Raw genomic sequence first — 21545 nt, 5'->3', positions numbered from 1 at the left:
AAGCCCGCCACAGCGGCGCGGACAGGGCGGCGATGATGACTCCGGCGACCATTCCCGGCCGCGATGCGCGCGCCGCCACGGCGACCACGCGCATCATGGGCATCGATCCGGGCAGCCAGCGCACCGGCGTCGGCATCGTCGATGTCGATCCCGCCGGCCGCAGCGTCCATGTCCACCACCAGACGCTGGTGCTGCTCGACAACGAGAGCTTCGCGCTGCGCCTGAAGCAGATCTTCGACGACCTCGGCGCCCTGATCGAACAGTGGCGACCCGACGAGGTCGCCATCGAACGCGTGTTCGCCGCGCGCAACAACGCCGATTCGGTGCTCAAGCTTGGCCAGGCGCGCGGCGCGGCGATCTGCGCGGTCGTCCAGCACGGGCACGGCATCCACGAATACGCCGCCAGGGAAGTGAAGCAGGCCGTGGTCGGTCGCGGCGCGGCGGAGAAGGCGCAGATCCAGCACATGGTCGGCGTCCTGCTGGGCCTGGCCGGGCGCATCCAGGCGGATGCCGCCGACGCGCTGGCCATCGCGCTCACGCACGCGCATACGCGATCGACGCTGGGCCGGGCCGGCGTCTCGCGCGCCTCCTGGCGCCGTCGCCGCTGATGGCGGCTGCGCCGCTGTCCAACGCGACGACTGTCTGGCGCTGCACGGCATCGCCTACACTGGGGCGAGGGAAAATGCGCGGATGACAACCACCGCGGCCCGACCGCTACGAATGGACCTGGAATCGACATGATCGGCCGTCTGCACGGAAAGCTGCTGTACAAGCACCCGCCCTGGCTGCTGCTCGACGTCAACGGTGTCGGCTATGAGCTGGAATGTCCGATGTCTACGTTCTACGAGCTGCCGGAGGTCGGGCGCGAGACCACGCTGGTCACCCACTACGCGGTGAAGGAAGACGCGGTGGCGCTGTACGGCTTCCATCGCGAAGCCGAACGCGCGCTGTTCCGCGTGCTCATCAAGGTGTCTGGCGTTGGCGCGAAAACCGCGCTCAGCGTGCTCTCGGGCGTAACCGTCGATGCCTTCGCTGCGCTGGTGCAGGCGGGTGATACCGCGGCGCTGACGCGCGTGCCGGGCATCGGCAAGAAGACCGCCGAACGCATTCTGGTTGAACTGCGGGACAAGGTCTCTGACCTCGGCAGCGGTAGCGGAGTCGCCCTGCCCAAGGGCGTGGCGGTGCCCATGGATCCGGAGTCGGAAGCCGCCTCGGCGCTGCAGGCGTTGGGTTACAAGCCGGCGGATGCCCTGAGGATGGTGCGCCAGGCCGTCGAAGAGGGCGACGACGCCGAGGCGATCATCCGCAAGGCGCTGAAAGCCGCGCTCAAGACCTGAGGCGACACCGCGCCCTGACCCTTGTGGCGAGTGCCCGGAAACGCAGCGGCCGGCGAAATGGCCGGCCGCTGACGGGTCAGGCTGTCAGTCCTGGAAGCCGTCAAAGTAGATGATGTCGCTGGTGGCCGCCAGCCGGGTCGTGAACATCGTGCGCGAAGCGGCGTTGCCGACACCGTCGATCCGCGTCTCGCCGGTGGCGACGTAGCGGTTCGAGCCGACGTGGACTACGCCCCACAGCTGGTGTGGCGAGGCGAACGCCGAAGGCTGCACGCGGCGCAGGTGGTTGAGCGTGCCGTTGGTCGCATTGATCTGTGCGAACCACGAATGCGTGCCGCTGCCCAGGACCATCGGGTCGCCGGGGCCGACGGAGACGCCGACCACGCCCAGCGTATTTGCACCCAGCGCAAGGGCGAGCGGTTCGTGCGTCCGCGCCGCGAACGGGACGAGGTTGGGCATGCAGCCTTCGCCAACGCCGTTAGTGGCCGCCGTGCAGCCGCCGTAGGTATTGCCGCCGCTCGGGCCGAAGGTCGGGTTCGGCACGCCGTCACGCAGCTTGAGGATGCCGAAGCCGTCCTTGTACAGCCGCGTTTCCCGGGTGAGCATGAAAACGTCCTCGATATAGTTTGTGCCGGAGAGGAAACCGACGCTTTCCAGGTCGATGACTTCGTCGCTCTGTCCGAACAGGCCGTTGATGGAATGGCAACTCACGCCACCACTGCCATAGCCGGTATCGATCTGGTTGCCGGAAGTGATCCGTGTCAGGCAGCTCGTGTAGTAAGGGGCGCTGGCGGGTGTGCGGGCGGTGAACGCGACATAGAAACCTACCTCGCCGACTGGCGGCAGCAGTATCGTGGAACGGCGGAAGGCGACCCCACCCGGTTTGGATTCGCCATAGCCACCGGGTGTCGAAAACACCGTGATCGAACCGGGCACCAGCGTCAGCGATCCGTTGGAATCGATGGTCAGGCGCATGGTCCAGAAGCCGCCGTTGACCATGGCGGGATCGGCACGGCGTCCGACGACAACCATCCGGTCGCCACGGATGTCCATGGCGACGCCGTCGTTGTCGCGTTGTCCGTCGGGCGTGAATGTCCACCAGCCACCAAAGCTGCCATTGGGCCGGAAAAACAGGATCGCCGGTGCGAATCGTGTCTGTCCCGACTCAATGAATTCGCGCGTCACCAGCACGTAGATCCCGTCGTTCGGACCGATCTTCATGTCGTCGACCGAATAGATCTGCGGCTGCTCGGTCGTCGAGTTCGGATAGCGGATGTACTGGTCGCCGTAGTGGCCGTAGCCGCCGGCAGCGGTCCAGACCTGGCGCTGCCCGCGACCGTTGAGTTTGACCAGGCCCAGCTGGGTGCCGACACTCGGCCAGTCATTGAGCGCGGCGACCACGATCTGTCCCGTGCTCAGCTGCGCAACGGCCCGTCCACTGTATCGGCCTTCATTGGCTCCGGCGAAACGGTCTTCGGCGACACCGTTCGCGCCCCAGCGGGGATCCGTGCGATAGGTGTTGGGCCCGGTGTTGCTCGGCGAAGGCCCCTCCTTGAGGGACGCCTCCACGAAATCCAGGTCGCTGTCACTGAGGCTGGCGAGGGCGTCGAACTGGTGGAGCGCCAGTCCTTCGACATGTTCTGCCAGCGCAGGCGCCTCGACGCGATCGCCCGGCGCCCGTTGGCGCTCCGGGGACTGCGCCAGCGTGCTGCCGGCAACAACCAGGGCGGCAAAGGCAAAGGCGGCCAGGGCACGGCACCGCTTTGCCGGCCGCGATCGCGACATTGATCCGTCCGGCGCCTGCATGCCGGCATGTCGTGCTGAAGAGGTGGTCATGGCGAAACTCCTGTGCGTCCGGGCGATGGGTGGCGTGAGCGGCGCCCGTTGCGCCCACATTCCGGATACGGGGAAGTCGCGTCGAACCCGACAAATTGGCGAACCCGTCATCGGCGTGCGGCTTCCGATGGCGTGGCCAGCCGGGAACCGGAAGCGGTGCATCGCCGCCCGCGGGCCCGAGCCCCGTGCGCATGACAGCGCGGCAGGGCGGGAAACGGGGCGGTGCGGCGCGAGCCGGCCGGTCTCACCGGCCTGAACGGACAGCCCGCCGATCGGTCACAATACGTGCATGTCCGAAACCGCTCGCCCCTTGCTGGACCGTTGCGTCCAGATTTCCCCGCGCCGCCCGTCGCTCCTGCGTCGCCCGTCGACGCGGGCGTCGCTGCGCATGAGCTGCCCGGTGTCATGAGCGACCGCCTGATCGCCCCGCAGGGCAGCAGCGAAGACGAGCGCATCGAGTCTTCGATCCGCCCGAAGAAACTGGCCGACTACCTCGGCCAGGTGCCCGTGCGCGAGAAGCTCGGCGTCTACATCGAGGCTGCGCGCCGCCGCGGCCAGGCGCTGGACCATGTGCTGATCTTCGGACCCCCCGGCCTGGGCAAGACCACGCTCAGCCATGTCATCGCCAACGAGATGGGCGTGAGCATCCGCTCCACCTCGGGTCCGGTGATCGAGCGCGCGGGCGACCTTGCCGCGCTGCTGACCAACCTGCAGGAAGGTGACGTCCTGTTCGTGGACGAGATCCATCGCCTGTCGCCGGTCGTCGAGGAAGTGCTCTATCCGGCGATGGAGGATTTCCAGATCGACATCATGATCGGCGAGGGCCCGGCGGCCCGTTCGATCAAGCTGGACCTGCCGCGATTCACGCTGATCGGCGCCACCACGCGCGCCGGCATGCTCACCAATCCGCTGCGCGACCGCTTCGGCATCGTCGAGCGCCTGGCCTACTACACGCCGGATGAACTCACCGAGATCGTGGTGCGCTCGGCCGGCATCCTCGGCATCGACTGCGAGCGCGAAGGCGCGGCCGAGATCGCCCGGCGCTCGCGTGGCACGCCGCGCATCGCCAACCGCCTGCTGCGCCGCGTCCGCGATTTTGCCGAGGTGCGCCACGACGGCCGCATCGACGCCGCCGCCGCCCGCGCCGCGATGGGCGTGCTGGAAGTCGATGGCGAGGGATTCGATCCGCTCGACCGGCGGTTGCTGTCGACCATCATCGACAGTTTCGACGGCGGGCCGGTCGGCATCGAATCGCTGGCGGCGGCCCTCAGCGAGGAGCGCGGCACGCTGGAAGACGTGGTCGAGCCCTACCTGATCCAGCAGGGTTTCCTGATCCGCACGGCGCGCGGCCGCATGGCGACCTCGAAGGCATGGCGCCACCTCGGCCTGAAAGTGCCGCCGCGTCAGCCCGGCTTAAGCGAAGGCGATCTATTTTCAGCCGGCTCCGACCAGCCGGACGTGCCTTGAGCGCGCCGGCACCCGACTGCTGGCCTGCCGGCCCCAACCAGGACCGATCGACGCGATGAGCGAACAGCCCAGCTTCACCTGGCCGGTACGAGTGTATTTCGAGGACACCGATACCGGCGGCGTGGTCTATCATGCCGGCTACCTGCGTTACTACGAGCGCTGCCGGACCGAATGGCTGCGCGCGCGTGGCTGGTCGCAGCAGGTGTTGATGTCCGGCCAGGGCGTCGCCTTTGCGGTGCGCTCGATGTCCGTCGAATGGATCGCGCCGGCGCGGCTGGACGACCTGCTTGAAGTGCAACTGTCCGTGCGCCAGATGCGCGGCGCGAGCATGCGCGTGGACCAGCGCATCGTGCGCGCCGGCGACGGTGTCGTCCTGAGCAGCGCCCAGGTGCGCGTGGCCAGCGTTCGCGTTCCGGACTTCCGACCCGTTCCCATTCCCGATGCCCTGCTTGAGAGCCTCACCGCATGAGCAATGAACTGAACCTGCTGGAGCTGATCGTCGGTGCCAGCATCCCGGTCAAGATCGTCATGGGCCTGCTGCTGGCGGCTTCGATCGCCTCCTGGTTCGTGATCTTCCGCAAGCGCACGGTGCTGAACCGCGCGCTGGACGAAGCCGAGGCCTTCGAGCAGCGCTTCTGGTCCGGCACCGAGATGGCGACCCTGTTCAAGGAAGTCAGCCACAGTGGCGACCCGGTCGGCATGGCCGGCATCTTCGAGGCCGGCTTCCGCGAGTTCGCCCGCCAGCGCCAGCGCAAGTTCGCCGATCCGCGCACGACGGTCGAAGGTGCCCAGCACGCCATGCGCGCCGCGGTGATCCGCGAGGTCGATCGCCTCGAGCAGAACCTGGAAATGCTCGCGACGGTCGGTTCGGCCAGCCCCTACGTCGGCCTGTTCGGCACCGTGTGGGGCATCATGATCGCCTTCCACGGCCTGGCCAATGTGCGCGAGGCGACCATCGCCATGGTCGCGCCCGGCATCACCGAGGCGCTGATCGCGACGGCGATGGGCCTGTTCGCGGCGATCCCGGCGGTCATCGCCTACAACCGCTACCAGAACAAGGTCGAGCGCATCAACAACCGCTACGAGACCTTCCAGGACGAGTTCTCGACGCTGTTGCAGCGCCAGGCCCACAGCGCCGACGTCGGCTGAGCGGGGGACCGGACGCCATGGCCAGTCGCCGCAAACGCCGTGCCCTCAAGGCCGAGATCAATGTCGTGCCGTACATCGACGTGACGCTCGTGCTGCTCATCATCTTCATGATCACCGCGCCGATGCTCAATCTCGGCGTCGACATCGAGCTGCCGAAATCCAACGCGCGTTCATTGAACGTCGATGCCGAGCCGGTGCTGGTGACCGTGGACCAAGAGGGACAACTGTTCCTGACGCTGGGCAAGGATCCGCGCGAAAGCATCGATCCGGAAACGCTGGTGACCAAGGTCGCCGCATTCGTGCGCAACAATCCCGACGTGCCGGTGCTGGTCGGGGGCGACGGCCGCGTCGACTACGGCCAGGTTTACCAGGCGCTGGTGCTGCTGCAGCAGGCCGAGGTGCCCAAGGTCGGCCTGATGAGCCAGCCGGCAGAATCCGCCGCCGCGCCGCGCTGAGGAACGGATGGAGACGACCGCCGACAAGGTCAAGGCCGTCATCTATGCGGTGCTGGTGCACGCGCTGTGCATCGCGCTGGCGCTGGGCGGCATGTTCTGGTGGCAGACCGGCCAGGTCGTGAGGGCGGCCGGCAGCCCGATCGAGGCCGTGTTCGTCGACCTCGGCGCGCTGCGTCCGGCGCCGCCACGGCCGACGCCCGCCAGGACCGAACCTGCGCGGCCACGCCCGCAACCGCCACAGCCGCCGGCGACGGACCAGAGCGCCCGTGACAATGTCGAGCAGCAGCGCATCGATCGCGACGCCCAGCTGCGTGCCGAGCAGGAGGCGCGCGAGCAGGAGGAAAAACGCCGCCGCGCCGAGCAGGTCCTGCTCGAAGAGGAGCAGAAGCGCCGCGAGGAGGAACAGAAACGCCGCGAGGAGCAGCAGCGCCGCGAGCGCGAGGCGGCGGAAAAGGCCGAACGGGAGGCCCGCGAGGCGGCCGAGCGCGAAGCGGCGGCGCAGGCGCAGCGCGAAGCCGAACAGGCCCAGGCCGGCAGCGGCGGACAGGACGACAGCCTGCTGGCGCAGTACGGCGCCGCCATCACCCGCAGGGTCCACGAGCAATGGCGGGAGCCGGACAATACCGGCAACATCGTATGTACGTTGCACATCGTTCAGGTACGTGGCGGCAGAGTGTTGAACGTCTCCGTCACCAATCCGTGCAACGCCGATCCGGCGCAGCGCCGGCGACTGGAGAACGCCGCCTTGAACGCGCAGCCGCTGCCGTTCCAGGGCTTCGAATCGGTGTTCCGCAGCGATCTTATAATCACGTTCTGCCACCCCAAGGAACTTCCCGAGTGCACTTCGCAATGACCAAGCGCCTGCTGACAGTCCTGTTGCTGAGCCTGGCCGTTCTGGCCGGCAAGGCCTTCGCCGAAGAGCCCTTGCGGCTCACCATCAGTGGCGCCAACGTCGGTGCCGTTCCCGTCGCAGTGGTGCCTTTCGCGCACGAAGGCGCCGGGTTGCCGCCCAGCGTCGACATCGCCCAGGTGATCGCCGCGGACTTCAACCGCAGCGGCCAGATCAACAGCCTTGCCCGCGGTGATGTGGTGGAGTTCCCCGTCCGCGGCAACGAGGTGAAGTACGGCACCTGGCGCCTGCTCAAGCAGGACTACCTGGTGATCGGTCGCGTCGGCGACGCCGGTGGCGGCGTATTCCGCGTCGAATACGAAGCCTTCGACGTCGCCAAGGAACAGCAGATCCTCGCCGGCTCGATCACCGGCCGCGAAAGCGAGTTGCGCGGCGTCGCGCACCAGATCGCCGACCTCGTCTACGAAAAGATCTTCAACATCCGCGGCGCCTTCTTCACCCGAATCGCCTACATCACGGCCAAGGGCCTGGGTGCCAACACCGAATACGCGCTGATGGTCGCCGATTCCGACGGCTACGGCCCGCAGCTGGTCGTGCGTTCGCGCGAGCCGCTGATGTCGCCGACCTGGTCCCCGGATGGCCGTCGCCTGGCCTACGTGTCCTTCGAGCGCGGCAACTCGGCCATCTACATCCAGGAACTGGCCACCGGCAGCCGCGAGGTGGTGTCCGCCGCGCCCGGCATCAACGGCGCACCGGCGTTCTCGCCGGACGGCAGCAAGCTGGCGGTGTCGCTGTCGAAGACCGGCAACCCGGAAATCCACGTCATCGACCTGGCCAGCCGCCAGGTCAGCCAGGTCACCCGCCACTGGTCGATCGACACCGAGCCACAGTGGTTGCCGGACGGCCGCACGCTGGTGTTCACCTCCGACCGCGCCGGCAAGCCGCAGATCTACCAGGTGTCCGCCAGCGGCGGAGAACCCCAGCGCCTGACGGCGCAGGGCGAATACAACGCGAGAGTCACCGTCGCCTTCGACGGCCAGCGCTTCGGCATGGTGCAGGGCAGCGGTAACGTGTATCGTATAGCGGTTTTGGATCGATCCTCGGGGATGGCCCAGTACCGGTTCATCTCGCCCGGTCGCATGGACGAGTCCCCGAGCTTCGCGCCAAACGCCAGCATGCTGATCTACGCGTCACGCGAAGGCGGACGCGGGGTCCTGTACTCGGTCTCCGCCGATGCCAGGGTCCGTCAGCGGCTGGTGCTGGCTGACGGCGACGTCCGGGAGCCTGCCTGGTCGCCCTACCGTCAGCGCTGAGTGTTGCACCCGAGCCTACCCTTGCCCAACAACATCTAACAGCTACTGGGGAATATCGCAATGAACGCCGTTATCCGTATCAGCCTGGCCATCATGCTGGCCTTTGGCCTGGTCGCCTGCAAGAAGAAGACCGTGCGCGAAGAAGTCGTCGACGATACGCCGGTCACCCAGGCGCCGGTCGATTCCTCTCCGGTTGTCGACGAGTGGGCCGACCCGGCTTCCCTCGACCGCATTCCGTGCCTGCGTCAGCGCGTCGTCTACTTCGATCTGGACCGTTCCGACGTCCGTTCGGAAGGCGCCGAGATCCTGGCCTGCCACGCCCGTTACCTGAGCAACCGCCCGAACGCCCGCGTGACCCTGGAAGGCCACGCCGACGAGCGCGGCAGCCGCGAGTACAACCTCGGCCTGGGCGAGCGTCGTGGCAATGGCGTCCGTGACGCGCTGACCGCTTCCGGCGCTTCCAGCAGCCAGCTGACCGTCGTCAGCTACGGCGAAGAGCGTCCGACCTGCACCAGCTCCGACGAGTCCTGCTGGCAGCAGAACCGTCGCGTCGAGATCGTCTACAACGTCAAGTGATGACGAGCCGGCGCTCCCTGACCGCCGCCGTGGTGGCGACCTTCATGGTCGCCACCGCTGGCTCCGTTCCGGCGCAGGATGGCCGGCTCAGTCTGGCCGAGCGCGTCGCGCGCCTGGAACAGTCGCAGCAAACCCAGCCGGCGCCGTCGGCCAACGGCAACCTGGAAATGCTCAACCGCATCCAGGACCTGCAGACGGAACTGCAGGCGCTGCGCAACCTGATCGAACAGCAGCGTTTCGAGATCGACGAACTGAAGCAGCGCCAGGCTGACCAGTACAGCGACCTCTACGAGCGGATCCAGCGCCGCGCCGGCAACGGCGACGACGGCAATGGGTTGCCGGAAGGCGGCGCCGCGATGCCGACGCGCATCCCGACGATGCCTGCCGCGCCTGCCGATCCCAACCAGTTGCAGATGGAGTCGGCCGTCCCGGTCGATCCGTACACCGGTGAACCGCTGGCGCCCTCGGGCGAACCCGCACCCATCGCGCCGATCGCGAGTGCACCGCCCGGTGTCGACCCGCAGGTGGAATACCAGGCCGCGTTCGATGCCCTGAAGCAGGGCCGCTACGACGAATCGTCGAGACTGTTCGGGCAGTTCCTGCGCAACCATCCCGACCACGACCTGGCCGACAACGCCCAGTACTGGCTCGGCGAGTCGTACTACGTGACCCAGAACTACGAGACCGCGCTGCAGACCTTCCGCGCCATGACCGAACGCTATCCCGATGGCGACAAGGCGGCCGATGCGGAACTTAAGATCGGCTACTGCCTGTACGAGCTGGGCCAGTACGCCAGCGCCCAGCAGGCCCTGCAGAACGTCGTCAACCGCTATTCGGGCACCACGGTCGCCCGCCTGGCGGAAAGCCGGCTGCGCGCACTGGCGCTCGAGAATCCCTGAGGCCCGGCTCCATGGACGCGGCCGTCGAGGGCCGCTCCGCGGAGCGGCTGCGCATCACCGAAATCTTCCACTCGCTGCAGGGCGAGGCCGATGCCGTCGGCTGGCGCACGGTCTTTGTGCGCCTGACCGGTTGCCCGCTGCGCTGCACCTGGTGCGACACGACCTACAGTTTCCACGGCGGCGAGTGGCGCGACCTCGATGGAATCCTTGCCGAGGTCGCCAGCTACGACGCCCGCCATGTCTGCGTGACCGGCGGTGAACCGCTGGCTCAGAAGCGCTGCCTCTTGCTGCTGCAACGGTTGTGCGATGCCGGCTACGAGGTATCGCTGGAAACCTCCGGCGCCCTCGATGTCGCCGCGGTCGATCCGCGCGTGCGGAAAGTCGTGGACTTCAAGGCGCCGGCCTCCGGTGAACAGTCACGCAATCTCTGGGCGAACGTCGAACACCTGCTGCCGCATGACCAGGTGAAGTTCGTGCTCGCCAACCGCGACGACTACGACTGGGCCGTGGACTGCCTGCGTGCACAGGCGCTGGCGGAGCGCTGCCAGGTGCTGTTCTCGCCGGTACAGGGACAACTGGCACCGGCGGCGCTGGCCGAGTGGATCCTTGCCGACCGGCTTCCGGTGCGTTTCCAGATGCAGCTGCACAAACTGCTCTGGGGCGACGCCAAGGGACGTTGAAGTCCTTTTTCCTCCGTGGCTGGCCGAACAGCGCCCGCGACCCGTGAAAGCGAAACCCCTCCAAGATTTTTTCCGGCAATGAACGATTCCCGCCAACGCAAAGCCGTCGTCCTGCTCTCGGGCGGCATGGATTCCGCTGTCGTCGTGGCGATCGCCCGCGAAATGGGCTTTGCCGTCCACGCCCTCAGCATCCTCTACGGGCAGCGGCATGCCGTCGAGCTGGCGGCGGCGCGGCGGGTGGCGGCAGACCTCGGCGTTGCCGAACACAAGGTGCTCAACCTCGACCTGCGCGCGATCGGTGGATCGGCGTTGACCGCGGATATCGCCGTGCCCGAATCGCCGAGCGAAGGCATTCCGGTCACCTACGTGCCGGCGCGCAACACCGTGTTCCTGTCGCTGGCGCTGGGCTATGCCGAGGTGATCGGCGCCGATGACCTGTTCGTCGGCGTGAACGCGGTGGACTATTCGGGCTATCCGGACTGCCGCCCGGCCTTCGTGGAAGCCTTCGAGCGCCTGGCGAATGTCGCCACGCGGGCCGGCGTCGAAGGGCACCAGCTGCGGGTCCATGCGCCGCTGATGCACCTGGGCAAGGACGAGATCGTCCGCGAAGGCGTGCGCCTGGGGGTCGACTTCGCGCAGACCGTGTCCTGCTACCAGGCGGACGAGCAGGGCCTTGCGTGTGGTCGCTGCGACGCCTGCCGCCTGCGTGCGCAGGGCTTCGCCGAAGCCGGCGTGCCCGACCCGACGCCTTACCGCGCCGACGCTGGGGCGGCTCCGGCACGCTGAATCCGATTCCAGTGTCCGGAAAGCCGGTGGATACCACCGATCCGGCGTCGAAGGGGACGCTTCAGTGCCGCGCCCTCGCACTGACGCACGGGCACGCATCCGGGCCCGCGCGTCGATCCGCCCTGGTCAGGCGCGACCGGCAAATTCGCCGGTGCTGGTGCTCACCAGGATCTTCTCGCCGTTGGCGATGTACTCCGGCACCATGATTTCCAGACCGGTCGACAGTCTGGCCGGCTTCGGTCGCTTGGTCGCCGTGCCACCCTTGAGCTCCGGCGCCGTGTCGACGACTTCCAGCGTCACGTTCGGCGGCAGCTGCAGGCCGACCGGATCGCCTTCGATCAGCTGCACGTAGCAGCCGGCCAGTCCGTCGGTGATGTAGTCGACGGCGTCGCCCAGCACGTCGGCACCCAGGAGGTACTGGCTGAAGTCGTCGTCATCCATGAACACGTAGCCGTCCTCGTCCTTGTAGGAAAAGGTGGCCTGCCGGCGTGCCAGCTCCACTTCACGCAGGTCGTCGTCGGCGCGCAGGCTGAGGTCCAGCTTCTGGCCGCCCGGCACGCTGTACATGGTGAAGCGGTACGTGGTGTTGCCGCCGCGCGCGGTCGGCACGCTCTTCTCGATATCCCGGATCTGCCACGTCCGGCCTTCGTGCTCGACGACGTTGCCGCGCCTGATCTCGTTCGCTTTCATGTCGGAATCAACCTTTTGGACAATGTCGGTTACTTGGGGGCGAGGCGCACGGCGCCGTCGAGGCGGATGGTTTCGCCGTTGAGGTAGCGGTTGACGAGGATGAAGGCCACGGTATCCGCAAATTCCTCCGGCCGGCCCAGGCGGGACGGGAAGGGAATGGATGCGCCCAGCGATTCCTGCACCTGCGGCGGCATGCCGTCGACCATCGGCGTCCAGAAGATGCCCGGCGCAATGGTCATCACGCGGATGCCGAAGCGGGCCAGTTCGCGCGCCATCGGCAGCGTCATGCCGACGACGCCGCCCTTGGACGCCGAATACGCGGCCTGGCCGATCTGGCCGTCGAAGGCGGCGACGGAAGCGGTGTTGACGATCACGCCGCGTTCGCCGTCGTCGCCGGCCTCGTTGTGCTGCATCAGGTTCGCCGCCGCCTTGGCGACGTTGAAGCTGCCGACCAGGTTCACGCTGATGGTGCGCGCGAACATGTCCAGCGGCATCGGGGCTTCCCTGCCGAGGACACGGCCGGCGCCGAGGATGCCGGCGCAGTTGATGACGGCGTTCAGACCGCCCATCGCGGCCTGCGCCTGCGCGATGATGTCGATGACGCCGCTCTCGCTGGTGACATCGGCCTGGAAGAAGCGCGCGTTCGCGCCCAGCTCGGTGGCCGCGGCTTCGCCCTTGTCGGCCTGGACGTCAAGCAGGCTGACCTGCGCGCCGTGTGCGACGAGATGGCGGGCGACGGCGTTGCCGAGCCCGGAGGCGCCGCCGGTGATGACGGCCTTGACGGTATTCAGTTGCATGGTGGGATCCGCACTGGATGACAGGGCCGGCATTGTAACCGCCGGCCCGCAGGCGCGGCCGGCGCCCTCAGCGCTGCCAGTTCCATTGCAGCCCGGCCAGCCAGGTGCGGCCGGCACCGGGCTCGAAGTAGCGGCCATTGCCTTCATTGACGATGACCGAGCCGACGTACGCGCGGTCGAAGGCGTTGTCCAGGCGCAGGAAGGCGCGCCACTGTCCCTGACCCAGGTGCCAGCGCCGGGAGACTTCCAGGTTCAGCAGTCCGTGTCCGGCGGCCTTTTCGCTGCTGGTGTCACTGACCCGGACGTCGCTCGCGGCCATGCCCTCGACGGCGGCGTTCCAGCTGCCGCCGGTCCAGGCCAGTCGCGCGAAGGCCTGCTGCCGGGCGATACCGGGAATGGGCGTGCCGGCGGGAACCACGGTCGCCGGCACAGTACAGCCGGCGCCGGTGCAGGCCAGGAAGCCGTCGCGGAACGTGGCGTCGAGCCATGTGGCGGCCAGCCGCAGGTCCCATTCGCTGCCCAACGACTGCGACCATGCGGCCTCCATCCCTTCGCGCCGGGCGCGACCGACATTGCTGAAACTGCTGCGGCCGCCGATATTGCTCGCGACCGCCAGTTCGTCGTCGGTATCGGCGCGGAACAGCGCCGTTTCCAGCAGGCCGCCGCCGGCACGGCGCCATTTCAGGCCCGCCTCGATATTGCGGCTGGTCGCCGGACGCAGGTCGAAGGCCAGGCCGGCCCCGCCGTCGGCACGGTAGGAGAGCTCGTTGAACGTCGGCGTCTCGAAGCCGCTGCCGGCGGACGCGTAGATGCGCAGGGATTCCACTGGCGCGAGCACCAGGCCGGCGACCGGCGTCGTACGCGCGTAGCGGACCTGGCCGGAATCATCGGGATTGCCAGCGCTGGCATATCGGTCATCGGATCGGAATCGCACGCTGCTGTGGCGCGCGCCGGCCAGCAGCGACCAGCGCCCGGCGACCTGCCACCACAGCTGCGCGAACTGGTCACTGTTGCCTGCGCGATTCCTTTCATCGCGCCGCAGCACGCCGCGCACGCCAAGCGCGTCGCCATCGAAGTTCTCGAAGCCACGACGATGCTGGTGCTGGCGATCCGCACTGGTGCCGATGGTGAACTCGGCGCGGCGACCGGCCAGCTCGCCCAGCCACTGCCAGCGCAGGTCGGCGCCACCGTAGCGGTTGTCGAGATCGATGACGCCGCCAGCATGAAGGGGATTGGCCTGCGCGGACGCCGGGATCGCAAGGTACTGGACGACATCACGGCCGCCGGCGTGCACGCGCGCATGCAGGGAACCGCTTTCCCCGGCCGGTTGTTGCCAGGCCAGTCCCGCCTGCGTCTGCCGCACCGACTTGCGCGTGTTGAATTGCGCCGCCACCGCCGTGGCCTGGCGCGGATCCTCGCGGACCTGCGCCGCGGTCAGTCCCAACGGGTCCAGTGCCTCGGGGAGGTCGAGATGGTTGAACACCAGATCCAGGCGATGGCCGCCCTCGAACAGCCAGTGCAGGCGTGCGTTCGCGGTGTCGCGCCTGGCCGCGCTGTGATCGCGGTAACCCTGCGTATCGAAGCGCGCCAGCGCGACGTTGTAACCGCCGTGCGCATGGCCACCCTGGAGGTTGGCGGACACCGTCCAGGTGTCGTCACTGCCGAACGTGCTGCGCACGCGCCAGGGATCGCCGGCCTGTCCATCGGCCGTGAACAGTTGCACGACGCCGCCGGAAGAATTGCCATGCAGCGCTGAAAACGGCCCGCGCATCACTTCGATGCGTTCGGCACCGGCCAGTGCGAAGTGCGAGAGCTGGCCCTGCCCGTCGGGCATCGTCGCCGGAATGCCGTCGGCATAAAGGCGCACGCCACGCACGCCGAAGGTCGCGCGCGCGCCGAAACCGCGGATCGACAGTTGCGTGTCCTGGGCGTGGTTCTGGCGGTCGCGCGCCAGCAGCCCCGGTACGCCTTGCAGCAGCTCCGACGCGATCGCCTGCGCGCGGTTGCCCTCCTCGATAAACACGGTGTCGAGCGAGGCGGGGACTTCGAACGCCGGGACCGAGTGCAGCCCGGCGCTGTCGACGATGACGGTGTCCAGCTCGCGTGCGCCTGCCGTTGCCGCCTCGTCGAGAGGGCTGTCGGCGACGATCACGCCGGTGTGTGCGGCCGAGAGTGCGGCGGCCAGCGCGATGGTGGAACGCGTCGTCGCGAGGCGCGCGGGAAAGCTCATGGGCGGACCAGGAGTGCGTCGATGTGCGCGGCCAGCGCGTCGCGCAGTCCGCTGGAATCGAACAGCACGTCTAGATGGTCGCGGATGTGCTGCGAAAGACGGGCGCGGTAGCCGGGGTCACGGGCGACGGCCAGTGCGCGCGCCACCAGTTCATCCGGTGTCGCCACGACCAGCTCATCGAGGCCAATCCGGCGCAGCATCGCCATCGATTGCCGTGCGCGCATGGTCAGACCGGGGCGGGTGACGATGGGCAGGCCTGACAGCAGCGCGTCGAGGCTGGTGTTGCCGCCGGACCAGTACAGGCTGTCCACCATGACGTCGCAGGCCTGGTTGACCTGCAGGAAACGCTCGCGATCCATCATGGGCAGCACCAGCAACTGCCGGTCGGGATCGGCGCCGGCAGCGCGCAGCGCGGCGCCAAGGCGCGCCAGGAAGGGTGCGCGCATCGCTTCGCCTTCGCCCTCGAACAGCACGAGCACGCCATCGCGGTCGGCTGCCGCGATTGCCGCGAACACGGCGTCGTTGTCGGGATGCAGCTTGAACAGCGAATGCGGCAGCAGGTACAGCGGGACGTCGTCGGGCAATCCGAGTTCCGCGCGGCCCGCTGCAGGCGGCAGCGTCGGAACGCGATAGCGGGTGCCGAGTCCGGGCAGCAGGTGAAGGCGCTCGCGGTAGTGCGCCTGCGCGTCGGCCGGCTCCATGTCGGCACAGGAGAAACAGCCGTCCATCGTCGGCAGGCCGGACGTGACCGGATGGCCCCAGGCGCAGGCCTGGCGCGGTGCGAGCCGCAACGCCGCGACCGGCAGCAGCCGTGCATCCATGCCCAGTTCCGGATAGATGATCAGGTCGCAGGCGGCTTCCGCGAGCGCGCCGGCGAGTTCGTCGGCTCCCCCTTCGATGCGATGGAGCATCGCCGGCGCCTGTCCGATGGCTGCCGTCGTGGCATCGAAGTGCGGTCCGAGCTGGAAGACATGGACCTCGTGGCCCAGTTCGGCGAGCAACCGTGGCCAGCTGCCGAAATACGCTCCGGCCGTGCACTCGCGGAAGCACGAGGACACCAGGGCGATGCGCGCCTGACCGGTCGCGTCGGCGCGGCGCGCCGGCCGCGGCAACGGCGGACAAAGCCGTGCCGCCAGCTGTGAGAGCAGGTCGCCCCAGGACGACTGCAGTGCGAGGTCGTTCTCGCCGTGGTAGGCGAGGAAGAAGTTGCTCCAGGCCAGCTGGGCCAGGCTCCGCTCGCAGCGGCCCAGGCGCTCGTGGTCCAGCTGCGAGTGCAGATCTTCCATGCCCTGCACGAACTGTTTGCGGGCCACGGCGATGTCCGACGCATCGATGACAATGGCAGGCAGCGCGAGGCGCGAGGCGATCAGGTCGCGAAGACCCGGCGCGGCGGCGCCATCGCCGCGCAAGGCCGCGGCATGGCGGTACAGCGCCCTGGCAGGAACGGATGCACCGGCATGCGCGAATTTCTCGGCCAGCGAAGCCAGCGGACCGGCCAGATGTGGGCCGTCCTTGCGCGCGAGAAAACCTGCTGCGCGTTCGGCGCCTGGCGCGTCGCCGGCGACCAGGAGTGCTTCGACCTGCCGGATGCGGAGCGCGTCCGGCAGGTCGCCCGGCATCTCCATCCCGGCCAGCAGTTCGCGCGCTTGCCTGAACTTCGCAGCCAGCGCCAGTGCGGACGCCAGTTCGATGGCGACTTCCGGATCGGCGGGTGCCTGCGCGTGGAGTCGTTGCCAGTGGGGCAGGGCCTCTCGGTGGCGGCGCGAGGACATGAAACCCAGCGCCAGGTTGAAGCGCGCCTCGGTGTTGCCGTCCCAGTGTTCGAGCGCTTCGGCGAAGGCGCGCTCGGCCTCTTCCGTCCGCCGTGCCCGTCGCGCTTCGCTACCCAGCCGGTTGAGCGCCTGCGACAACACGCGACGAAGTGCCGGCTGCGCAGGTTGCAGCGCCAGAAGGCGACGCAACGCCTGCACGGCGAGGGCGGGCTGACCTGCAAGCAGGGCGGCGTTCGCCTGCAACCCGAGGGCGGGCACAAGGCCAGGTTGCCGCGCCAGTACGGATGCGAGCAGGCGAAGCGCCTCCTCGGCATGGCCGCGCTGCAATGATGCGGCGGCGAGTGCGATCGGATCGTTGCTGTCCACGACGCGAGTCTAGCGTCGCGTCGCGAAGTCCGGATCAGTGTCCGTTCATGCCGCGGGCCGCGCGCCGACGTTTCAGGCGCCAGGCCCTCAGGTTGCGCAGCAGCACGCCCACCGCCATCACCAGCGGACCGATGACGAACCACGAACTGACCAGCAGCATGCCGTCGCGTTCGATCAGTGCGATGGCCATCGCCAGGAGGATCAGTCCAAAGAGGTAATTGGTGAACGGGATCGGCAGTGACAGCAGCAGCCCGTACAGCACCACCATCACGCCGGTGGCGCGGTTGCCGGCGTTGTCGAACAGCCACGGCAGGCGCGGCTGGCAGAAGCGTTCCATGACCTTCAGCGGGCGGCCCATGCGCCGGGTGAAGGATTCGATCGACGACTTCGCGAGCGTCTTGCGCCGTGCGAACGCCGGCACCCAGGGATGGCGCAGGCCGATGATCATCTGTACGCCGAGGATCGCGATCAGCGGTCCGGTCACGCCGGCGACGCCGGGGATCGGGATGAAGGCGGGTAGGGACAGGAAAAGCAGTACGAAACCGAAGCCGCGGCGGTTGAAGCGGTCGACCAGTTCGCCCAGGGTAATCCGGTCGCTTGCGATGGAATCCAGCATCTGCCGGATCATCTCGGTGGTGCGGATGCTGTGAGCGGCGTCGCTCATCGGGCGCGGTCGCTCAGGGCAGCGCGTGCGTGGCGGCAGGGCCGGGCAGCGGCTCGATGAGCAGCTTGTCGATTCGCGCGCCGTCCAGGTCCACCACTTCGAAACGCCAGTCGCGCCATTCGAAGGCTTCGCCGACGGCGGGAATACGATCGAAGTGCGCGATCAGCATGCCGGCGGCGCTGTGGAAGTCGTGTTCCTCCTCGCCCGGCAGGGCCGACACGCCCAGCAGTTCGCGCAGGTCGTCCGTGGCCAGGCGGCCGTCGACCAGCCAACCGCCGTGTTCGCGTTGGACGATCGGGAGTTCACTGTCGCCCGCGTTGCCGTCACCCGCCGCACTGGCGCGATTGCCGACGATGGCGTCGAGGACATCGTTGCTGGTGACCAGGCCCTGGAGGTCGCCGTATTCGTCGACCACCAGCGCGAAGGCCATGTCCTCCTCGCGGAATTTCTCCAGCGCACGCAGGACCGGGGTGGTTTCCGGCAGGTACAGCGGCGGACGCAGGTGCGCCAGCCACTGTCCGTTGCCGAGGTCGGGCAGTTCCACCACGCGCTTGCTTTCGAAGATGCCCAGGATGCGGTCGTCGCTGCCGCGGCGCACCGGAAAGCGCGAGTGCGGCACCTCGCGCATCACCGCCAGGTTTGCTTCGGTGCCCGCATCGGCGTCCAGCCAGACGATATCGGTCCGGGGTGTCATGAGGCTCTCGACATCGCGGTCACCCAGACGCAGGACGCGGTTGACCATGTTTCGTTCGTTGGCATCGATTACGCCCTGTTCCGCGCCTTCGGCAACCAGCAGCCGGATCTCGTCCTCGGTGACGGTCTGCGCCGGTCCGTCGCGCAGTCCGAGCAGGCGCAGCACCAGCCGCGTCGAGAATGCCAGCACGGCAATGAACGGCCGGGTGACGGCGGCGATCACGCGCATGGGTGGCGCGACCCGACTGGCTATCAGTTCAGGGCGCGTCAGCGCAAGCCGCTTGGGTACCAGCTCGCCGAGGACCAGCGTCGCGAAAGTGATGCCCGTGACGCTGACGGCGACGGCGACGGGATGCGCGTACGCGGCCAGTCCCGGGATGGCTGCGAGCCAGCCGGCGACGTCGTCGGCGACGGCGATGCCGCCGAGTGCTCCGGTCAGCACGCCGACCAGGGTAATGCCGATCTGCACCGCGGACAGGAAGCGTTCCGGCCGTTCGGCCAGCTGCAAGGCCATGCGGGCGCCCCGACTGGTCTGCGCCATCTGGCGCAGCCGGGCCGGGCGCGATGTCACGACCGCCATCTCCGACATGGAGAAGAAGCCGTTGAGCAGGATGAGGGCGAGGATGATGACGAGGTCGGTCGTCATGGGTGTTCGCGGAGTCGTAGTGCCGTCGGATTACCGGTCACAGGTACGTGGCCCGGCGACGGACCGACGGCGTGCCCGGCTGCGCGGTGTGCGGCAGGCGTGCAGGGCACGGGACGCAAACCCGGCGTTGCGGCAAGGCCTGTCAGGCGTATCGGATCGGACGTCCACACAGCCGGCAAATTAGCAGAGGTCCCGGATCCCGGGCATGGGTGGATGGTTGGCTGCGACGCCGGACCCGCGGCGGCGGGCGGCGATGACCCGGTCGCGGGAAGCGGCCAGCGCCAGGCCTTCACCGAGCCCCGGCTCGCTGGACGCCGCGCTGGCGATGTCCTCGTCGAGGCCGTCGGTCTTGTTGACCCGGGCAGGACGCGCCTGCCGGCGCGATGCGTTGTCGGACTGGTTCTGTTGGTCTTGAGCGCCAGACAAGACCTGTCACAAGGGCCCGGCGATGGCGATGGCGATGGCAACGGCGGCGCCGTCGCCATCGCCGGTGCGCATCAGCGCATCTGGCTGGCGACGAAGTCCCAGTTCACCAGGTTCCAGAACGCCTCGACATACTTCGGGCGTGCGTTGCGGTAATCGACATAGTAGGCGTGCTCCCACACGTCGCAGGTCAGCAGCGGCGTGTCGGTGCCGGTCAGCGGCGTGGCGGCGTTGCTGGTCGACACCAGCGCCAGCTGGCCATCCGGACGCTGCACCAGCCAGGCCCAGCCGGAGCCGAACGTGGTCAGGGCGGTCTGCGTGAACTGTTCCTTGAACTTCTCGAAGCTGCCGAAGGCGGCATCGATGGCTTCGGCCAGCTTGCCGGTCGGTGCGCCACCGCCCTGGGGCGACAGGCAGTTCCAGTAGAAGGTGTGGTTCCAGACCTGGGCGCTGTTGTTGAAGACGCCACCGCTGGACTTGCGGATGATTTCTTCCAGCGACAGGGTCTCGAACTCGGTGCCGGCGATCTGCTTGTTCAGGTTGTCCACGTAGGCCTGGTGATGCTTGCCATAGTGGTAATCCAGGGTTTCCTGCGAGATGTGCGGCTGCAGGGCGTCGCGCGGGTAGGGGAGCGGGGGCAGTTCAATGGCCATGGTCGTATCCTCGTGGCTTGCGTGGGCTGGCATGGTTGCAGGACCGGCGAGTCTAGCAAATCGACCCGGATCGCCGATGACCGCCAGTCCGGGCAGGCATTGCAAAGCACCTGCCGGGCCCCCATAGTGGCAGGCTGACTCTCTCCCGCTTCCCAAGGTATTTCCTCCATGGACGTCACCGAGCGCATCCAGCAGGCCATCGATTCGCAGCCCATCGTGCTGTTCATGAAGGGCACCCCGCAGTTCCCGATGTGCGGCTTCTCCAGCCGTACCGTCCAGGCCCTGCAGGCTGTCGGCGCGCAGTTCGCCTCGGTGAATGTGCTGGAAGACCCGGAAATCCGCGCCACCCTGCCGCGCGTCTCGAACTGGCCGACGTTCCCGCAGCTGTTCATCAATGGTGAGCTGATCGGCGGTTGCGACATCACCCTCGAGCTGTACGAGAAGGGCGAGCTGCAGCAGCTTGTCGCCGAAGTCTCCCGCGCCTGATCCCATGGCACTGCCCGTAGCGTCCTGCCCGGCCGATTGGCCGTCGGCAGCGCCGGACCTGTACGGTCGCGTGGTCGTCATCACCGGCGCCAGTGGCGGACTCGGCCAGGCCATCGCGCGCCAGGCGGCGGCTGCCGGCGCCGAGGTCGTGCTGGTCGGTCGCAAGGTGGTGGCGATGGAACGCCTGTACGACGACATCGAGGCGGCGGGCGGCAAGGCCGCCCTGTATCCGCTCAACCTCGGTGGCGCGAACCCGGACGACTATGCCGAGTTCGCCGCCAGCGTGGTCGGGCAGTGCGGCGGCATCGACGCCCTTGTATTCGCATCGGCCCACCTGCGCGGCCTGTGTGGCGTGGAACGTTCGCCAGTCGATGACTGGCTGGCGGCGCTGCACATCAATCTGAGCGCGCCGTTCCTGATGACCCAGGCCTGCCTGCCGCACCTGCAGGCGCGGCCCGATGCCGCGGTCGTCTTCACCGTCAACGGTCCGGAAGCCACGTCGGGTGCCTACTGGGGGGGCTATGGCGTGGCCCAGGCCGGACTGGCGCAGTTCGCCTCGATGCTGCACGACGAAACCGACACCGGTGCAGTGCGCGTGCACGCCCTTGATCCGGGCCCCATGCGCACGGCGTTGCGCCAGCGCGTGTGGTTCTCCGAGGATCCGTCCACCGTGCCGACGCCGGATCGCGCGGCCCGGGCCGTGACCGCGCTGCTCGGCAGCGAGGGCGCCGCCTGGCGCGGTCGCCTGCTGCGGCTGTAAGCCCCGCCCCCGGGGCGCTG

23 protein-coding genes are annotated in these 21545 nt (G+C 68.2%); 14 read left to right on the top strand and 9 right to left on the bottom strand.

Annotation, left to right across the window (positions count from 1 at the left end):
* Positions 1-35 precede the first annotated feature (35 nt).
* Both ruvC and ruvA read left to right on the top strand, forming a co-directional pair.
* Positions 36-608, top strand: coding sequence for a crossover junction endodeoxyribonuclease RuvC (ruvC, locus tag EDC25_RS02430; protein ID WP_123522246.1), 573 nt, complete (start codon positions 36-38; stop codon positions 606-608).
* Positions 609-737: 129 nt separating this feature from the next.
* Positions 738-1337: a Holliday junction branch migration protein RuvA gene (gene ruvA, locus EDC25_RS02425; RefSeq protein ID WP_123522084.1), complete on the top strand. Its 600-nt coding sequence runs from the start codon at positions 738-740 to the stop codon at positions 1335-1337.
* Between the two features lie 84 nt (positions 1338-1421).
* Here ruvA and EDC25_RS02420 read toward each other — a convergent pair whose 3' ends face one another.
* Complete coding sequence (locus tag EDC25_RS02420; RefSeq protein ID WP_132577197.1) at positions 1422-3170, bottom strand: hypothetical protein; 1749 nt, start codon at positions 3168-3170, stop codon at positions 1422-1424.
* 405 nt (positions 3171-3575) lie between these two features.
* On the opposite strand from EDC25_RS02420, the gene ruvB reads away from it, so the two are divergent.
* The 10 genes from ruvB to queC all read left to right on the top strand — a co-directional run bounded on the left by ruvB (position 3576) and on the right by queC (position 11345).
* A complete protein-coding gene (gene ruvB / locus EDC25_RS02415) occupies positions 3576-4637 on the top strand; it encodes a Holliday junction branch migration DNA helicase RuvB (protein WP_123522082.1) in 1062 nt (353 codons plus the stop codon).
* Between the two features lie 55 nt (positions 4638-4692).
* Positions 4693-5106 (top strand): tol-pal system-associated acyl-CoA thioesterase, encoded by a 414-nt coding sequence (ybgC, locus tag EDC25_RS02410; RefSeq protein WP_123522081.1) that lies wholly within the window; start codon positions 4693-4695, stop codon positions 5104-5106.
* Positions 5103-5786 carry a protein TolQ gene (gene tolQ / locus EDC25_RS02405; RefSeq protein ID WP_123522080.1) on the top strand — a complete coding sequence of 228 codons (684 nt, stop codon included), beginning with the start codon at positions 5103-5105 and terminating at the stop codon, positions 5784-5786. The genes ybgC and tolQ overlap by 4 nt, the downstream gene beginning before the upstream one ends.
* Positions 5787-5803: 17 nt before the next feature.
* Positions 5804-6241 carry a protein TolR gene (gene tolR / locus EDC25_RS02400; protein WP_123522079.1) on the top strand — a complete coding sequence of 146 codons (438 nt, stop codon included), beginning with the start codon at positions 5804-5806 and terminating at the stop codon, positions 6239-6241.
* A 7-nt stretch (positions 6242-6248) separates the two neighbouring features.
* Positions 6249-7094 carry a cell envelope integrity protein TolA gene (tolA, locus tag EDC25_RS02395; RefSeq protein WP_123522078.1) on the top strand — a complete coding sequence of 282 codons (846 nt, stop codon included), beginning with the start codon at positions 6249-6251 and terminating at the stop codon, positions 7092-7094.
* Positions 7091-8404, top strand: coding sequence for a Tol-Pal system beta propeller repeat protein TolB (gene tolB / locus EDC25_RS02390; RefSeq protein WP_123522077.1), 1314 nt, complete (start codon positions 7091-7093; stop codon positions 8402-8404). Before tolA ends, tolB begins: the two co-directional genes overlap by 4 nt.
* 60 nt (positions 8405-8464) lie before the next feature.
* Positions 8465-8980: a peptidoglycan-associated lipoprotein Pal gene (pal, locus tag EDC25_RS02385; protein ID WP_123522076.1), complete on the top strand. Its 516-nt coding sequence runs from the start codon at positions 8465-8467 to the stop codon at positions 8978-8980.
* The gene (gene ybgF / locus EDC25_RS02380) at positions 8980-9879 is read left to right on the top strand and encodes a tol-pal system protein YbgF (protein ID WP_123522075.1); all 900 of its coding nucleotides are present in this window, start codon (positions 8980-8982) and stop codon (positions 9877-9879) included. The genes pal and ybgF overlap by 1 nt, the downstream gene beginning before the upstream one ends.
* An 11-nt stretch (positions 9880-9890) precedes the next feature.
* On the top strand, positions 9891-10559 hold the full coding sequence (gene queE / locus EDC25_RS02375; protein WP_123522074.1) for a 7-carboxy-7-deazaguanine synthase QueE: 669 nt from the start codon (positions 9891-9893) through the stop codon (positions 10557-10559).
* Positions 10560-10637: 78 nt separating this feature from the next.
* Positions 10638-11345 (top strand): 7-cyano-7-deazaguanine synthase QueC, encoded by a 708-nt coding sequence (gene queC / locus EDC25_RS02370; RefSeq protein WP_123522073.1) that lies wholly within the window; start codon positions 10638-10640, stop codon positions 11343-11345.
* A gap of 126 nt (positions 11346-11471) precedes the next feature.
* Here the strand turns inward: queC and efpL are convergent, their stop codons facing one another.
* From efpL to EDC25_RS02330, 8 genes are all read right to left on the bottom strand, one after another.
* Positions 11472-12035, bottom strand: coding sequence for an elongation factor P-like protein EfpL (efpL, locus tag EDC25_RS02365; RefSeq protein WP_123522072.1), 564 nt, complete (start codon positions 12033-12035; stop codon positions 11472-11474).
* 29 nt (positions 12036-12064) lie between these two features.
* Complete coding sequence (locus EDC25_RS02360) at positions 12065-12832, bottom strand: SDR family NAD(P)-dependent oxidoreductase (protein ID WP_123522071.1); 768 nt, start codon at positions 12830-12832, stop codon at positions 12065-12067.
* A 67-nt stretch (positions 12833-12899) separates the two neighbouring features.
* Entirely contained in the window at positions 12900-15062 is a 2163-nt protein-coding gene (locus EDC25_RS02355) for a TonB-dependent receptor family protein (RefSeq protein WP_123522070.1), read from the bottom strand.
* The gene (locus tag EDC25_RS02350; protein WP_123522069.1) at positions 15059-17200 is read right to left on the bottom strand and encodes an O-linked N-acetylglucosamine transferase family protein; all 2142 of its coding nucleotides are present in this window, start codon (positions 17198-17200) and stop codon (positions 15059-15061) included. The genes EDC25_RS02355 and EDC25_RS02350 overlap by 4 nt, the downstream gene beginning before the upstream one ends.
* A 34-nt stretch (positions 17201-17234) precedes the next feature.
* Positions 17235-17864, bottom strand: coding sequence for an exopolysaccharide biosynthesis protein (locus EDC25_RS02345; protein ID WP_123522068.1), 630 nt, complete (start codon positions 17862-17864; stop codon positions 17235-17237).
* A 13-nt stretch (positions 17865-17877) separates the two neighbouring features.
* Positions 17878-19203, bottom strand: coding sequence for a hemolysin family protein (locus tag EDC25_RS02340; RefSeq protein WP_123522067.1), 1326 nt, complete (start codon positions 19201-19203; stop codon positions 17878-17880).
* 180 nt (positions 19204-19383) lie between these two features.
* The gene (locus EDC25_RS02335) at positions 19384-19629 is read right to left on the bottom strand and encodes a hypothetical protein (protein WP_123522066.1); all 246 of its coding nucleotides are present in this window, start codon (positions 19627-19629) and stop codon (positions 19384-19386) included.
* A gap of 71 nt (positions 19630-19700) precedes the next feature.
* On the bottom strand, positions 19701-20279 hold the full coding sequence (locus tag EDC25_RS02330) for a superoxide dismutase (RefSeq protein WP_123522065.1): 579 nt from the start codon (positions 20277-20279) through the stop codon (positions 19701-19703).
* Between the two features lie 168 nt (positions 20280-20447).
* On the opposite strand from EDC25_RS02330, the gene grxD reads away from it, so the two are divergent.
* Together grxD and EDC25_RS02320 are read left to right on the top strand one after the other, a co-directional pair.
* Positions 20448-20765, top strand: coding sequence for a Grx4 family monothiol glutaredoxin (gene grxD / locus EDC25_RS02325; RefSeq protein WP_123522064.1), 318 nt, complete (start codon positions 20448-20450; stop codon positions 20763-20765).
* 4 nt (positions 20766-20769) lie between these two features.
* Complete coding sequence (locus tag EDC25_RS02320; RefSeq protein ID WP_123522063.1) at positions 20770-21525, top strand: SDR family NAD(P)-dependent oxidoreductase; 756 nt, start codon at positions 20770-20772, stop codon at positions 21523-21525.
* Positions 21526-21545: the final 20 nt, after the last annotated feature.

Origin of the sequence: Pseudofulvimonas gallinarii (assembly GCF_004343305.1) — a bacterium.
GTDB lineage: Bacteria > Pseudomonadota > Gammaproteobacteria > Xanthomonadales > UBA2363 > Pseudofulvimonas > Pseudofulvimonas gallinarii.
This window is presented reverse-complemented; position numbering and strand designations above follow the sequence as displayed.

Coding starts and splice junctions, on each gene's coding strand:
- ruvC (WP_123522246.1), top strand. CDS start 36: ATGACTCCGGCGACCATTCCCGGCCGCGATGCGCGCGCCGCCACGGCG.
- ruvA (WP_123522084.1), top strand. CDS start 738: ATGATCGGCCGTCTGCACGGAAAGCTGCTGTACAAGCACCCGCCCTGG.
- EDC25_RS02420 (WP_132577197.1), bottom strand. CDS start 3,170: ATGACCACCTCTTCAGCACGACATGCCGGCATGCAGGCGCCGGACGGA.
- ruvB (WP_123522082.1), top strand. CDS start 3,576: ATGAGCGACCGCCTGATCGCCCCGCAGGGCAGCAGCGAAGACGAGCGC.
- ybgC (WP_123522081.1), top strand. CDS start 4,693: ATGAGCGAACAGCCCAGCTTCACCTGGCCGGTACGAGTGTATTTCGAG.
- tolQ (WP_123522080.1), top strand. CDS start 5,103: ATGAGCAATGAACTGAACCTGCTGGAGCTGATCGTCGGTGCCAGCATC.
- tolR (WP_123522079.1), top strand. CDS start 5,804: ATGGCCAGTCGCCGCAAACGCCGTGCCCTCAAGGCCGAGATCAATGTC.
- tolA (WP_123522078.1), top strand. CDS start 6,249: ATGGAGACGACCGCCGACAAGGTCAAGGCCGTCATCTATGCGGTGCTG.
- tolB (WP_123522077.1), top strand. CDS start 7,091: ATGACCAAGCGCCTGCTGACAGTCCTGTTGCTGAGCCTGGCCGTTCTG.
- pal (WP_123522076.1), top strand. CDS start 8,465: ATGAACGCCGTTATCCGTATCAGCCTGGCCATCATGCTGGCCTTTGGC.
- ybgF (WP_123522075.1), top strand. CDS start 8,980: ATGACGAGCCGGCGCTCCCTGACCGCCGCCGTGGTGGCGACCTTCATG.
- queE (WP_123522074.1), top strand. CDS start 9,891: ATGGACGCGGCCGTCGAGGGCCGCTCCGCGGAGCGGCTGCGCATCACC.
- queC (WP_123522073.1), top strand. CDS start 10,638: ATGAACGATTCCCGCCAACGCAAAGCCGTCGTCCTGCTCTCGGGCGGC.
- efpL (WP_123522072.1), bottom strand. CDS start 12,035: ATGAAAGCGAACGAGATCAGGCGCGGCAACGTCGTCGAGCACGAAGGC.
- EDC25_RS02360 (WP_123522071.1), bottom strand. CDS start 12,832: ATGCAACTGAATACCGTCAAGGCCGTCATCACCGGCGGCGCCTCCGGG.
- EDC25_RS02355 (WP_123522070.1), bottom strand. CDS start 15,062: ATGAGCTTTCCCGCGCGCCTCGCGACGACGCGTTCCACCATCGCGCTG.
- EDC25_RS02345 (WP_123522068.1), bottom strand. CDS start 17,864: ATGAGCGACGCCGCTCACAGCATCCGCACCACCGAGATGATCCGGCAG.
- EDC25_RS02340 (WP_123522067.1), bottom strand. CDS start 19,203: ATGACGACCGACCTCGTCATCATCCTCGCCCTCATCCTGCTCAACGGC.
- EDC25_RS02330 (WP_123522065.1), bottom strand. CDS start 20,279: ATGGCCATTGAACTGCCCCCGCTCCCCTACCCGCGCGACGCCCTGCAG.
- grxD (WP_123522064.1), top strand. CDS start 20,448: ATGGACGTCACCGAGCGCATCCAGCAGGCCATCGATTCGCAGCCCATC.
- EDC25_RS02320 (WP_123522063.1), top strand. CDS start 20,770: ATGGCACTGCCCGTAGCGTCCTGCCCGGCCGATTGGCCGTCGGCAGCG.